General features: G+C 63.8%; 3 protein-coding genes. 2 read left to right on the top strand and 1 reads right to left on the bottom strand.

The features are described 5' to 3' along the window. The coding region (locus tag ABD093_RS05835; protein WP_343923100.1) for a tyrosine-type recombinase/integrase at positions 1–289 on the top strand (289 nt) is incomplete at its 5' end. 27 nt (positions 290–316) lie between these two features. Then, positions 317–604 carry a helix-turn-helix domain-containing protein gene (locus ABD093_RS05830; protein WP_343923098.1) on the top strand — a complete coding sequence of 96 codons (288 nt, stop codon included), beginning with the start codon at positions 317–319 and terminating at the stop codon, positions 602–604. Between the two features lie 104 nt (positions 605–708). Here ABD093_RS05830 and ABD093_RS05825 read toward each other — a convergent pair. Further along, positions 709–1,871 (bottom strand): IS3 family transposase gene (locus ABD093_RS05825; protein ID WP_096197007.1). Its coding sequence is split into 2 segments (ribosomal slippage): positions 709–1,584 and positions 1,587–1,871, totalling 1,161 coding nucleotides; the frame shifts between segments, so codons are not numbered across the junction. Between the last annotated feature and the right edge of the window lie 127 nt (positions 1,872–1,998).

The raw sequence follows: 1,998 nt of genomic DNA, 5'->3' as shown, positions 1-1,998 counted from the left end.
CTCATGGTTGTTGATCCTGATCTCGCCCTGCGGAGGCGGACTTGCTATGAACCACTGGTCTCAACTCACCCTGACACGCAGGGAACTCGTCAACGAGACTCTCTCGGGCCGCTGGAGTGCCCATACGTTGCGCCACCGCTTCGCCACCGAGGCGTACAGAAGCTCTAGGGACCTTCTCTTGGTTCAGACGCTTATGGGGCACTCGAAGCCGGAGACCACAGCGATCTACGTGGGCCTCGACACCGCCCAAGCGCGTTCTGTCGTCGACGGGATCAGCCTGGTCGCCTAGGCCAGCTTTACTGAAGGAGTCCATCAGATGTCTCAACGGACCAGTGTGCTCGATCGTCGGTTCATGACCCTCGACGACGTGAGGGCAGTGCTCTCAATCAGCAGTACGCAGGCGTACTCACTCGTTCGCTCCGGCGAGCTCCGTGCCATACGCGTAGGAGGACGCGGACAGTGGCGCATCGAGAATGCAGAGCTCGAGGCATACATTCAGCGCTCCTACTTCATCCCTGCTCCCACCTCGCAGCGGAGGGGGCTCCCACGTGAGACTCCATGCCTCTCAGCGGTCACCGACATTAGCCCTCGCCGAGTAGGCTGAGAGCCGGGGAAGCCACTCAGCTGGGGCACCCCTTGCCTGTGCGTCCAGCGTGACTACCAGGTCGGAGTAGGGGACTGCCGCACGTTTAGGTGACAGTTGGGGTGTCAGGCCGCGAGCGCGACCGGGTTCATGATGGTCTCGTATTCGATGGGGGTCAATCGGCCCAGGCGGGCCTGACGGCGACGGCGATGATAGGTCCTCTCGATCCAGGTAATGATCGCGATCCGCAGCTCCTCTCGGGTCCGCCAACGCTTACGGTCCAGGACGTTCTTCTGGAGCAGCGCGAAGAAGGACTCCATGGCGGCGTTGTCTCCGGCAGCACCGACTTGGCCCATCGAGCCGATGAGGTGATGACGGTTCAGGGCGTGGACGAATTTCCGTGACCGGAACTGAGATCCTCTATCCGAATGCAGGATGCAGCCGGCGGCGTCGGGGCGCCTGGATATCGCGTTGTCCAGGGCGTTCACCGCGAGGCGAGCCTTCATCCGGTCGCTGATCGAGTAGCCGACGATCCGGCCGGAGAACACGTCCTTGATGGCGCAGAGGTAGAGCTTGCCCTCGTCGGTCCAGTGCTCGGTGATGTCGGTCAGCCACAGCTCGTTGACGTCGTCGGCGGAGAAGTCGCGCTGGACCAGGTCGTCGTGGACCGGCGGTCCCGGACGCTTCCCATTCTTGGCCCGCTTCTTGCCGAAGACGGACCACCACTGGTTGTCTCGGCAGATCCGCCACGCTGTCCGCTCGGACATCACTTCACCCGCTTCTGCGGCCTCGCCGAGCAGGAACCGGTAGCCGTACTCGGGGTCGTCGCGGTGGGCGTCCAGCAGTGCGTTGGCTCGGTAAGCCTCGACCAGTTCGGCGTCGGTGACCTGGTGTTTGAGCCAGCGGTAGTAGGGCTGGCGGGAGAGCTTCAGGACCCGCAGGGACACCGCGACGGGAATGTTCTCAGCGGCGAGCTCGCTCACGAGCGGGTAGAACCTTTTCCCGGCAGATTCGCCTGGGAGAGGTAGGCGGCAGCGCGGCGCAGGACCTCGTTCTCCTGCTCGAGCAGGCGCACGCGACGTTTGAGGTCTCGCGTCTCGGCGGCGTCCTCGCGGGTGGTGCCGTGGCGGACGCCGGCTTCGACGTCGGCTTGGCGCATCCATTTATGGAGTGTCATCTCGTGGACGCCGAAGTCCTTCGCGATCTGCGCGATGGTGACGCCATCCTCGCGGGAACGGGCCACTCGCACGACATCGTCGCGGAACTCCTGGGGGTAGGGAGCGGGCATGGTGCACATCCTTCCAGGCCGCCCAGTGGGCAAGCCAGATCAGATGACCTGACCTATGGCTCGGTTTCCAGTTGACGTCGCTAGCCGATGGTCTTCATGGAAGGCTCACCGCATGCCCCGCCCGTAC

Source organism: Brachybacterium tyrofermentans, from assembly GCF_039526165.1.
Taxonomy (GTDB): domain Bacteria; phylum Actinomycetota; class Actinomycetes; order Actinomycetales; family Dermabacteraceae; genus Brachybacterium; species Brachybacterium tyrofermentans.
This window is presented reverse-complemented; position numbering and strand designations above follow the sequence as displayed.

What these genes read in the sequence shown, in the direction of transcription:
- ABD093_RS05830 (WP_343923098.1), top strand. Translation starts at nt 317, where the DNA reads ATGTCTCAACGGACCAGTGTGCTCGATCGTCGGTTCATGACCCTCGAC.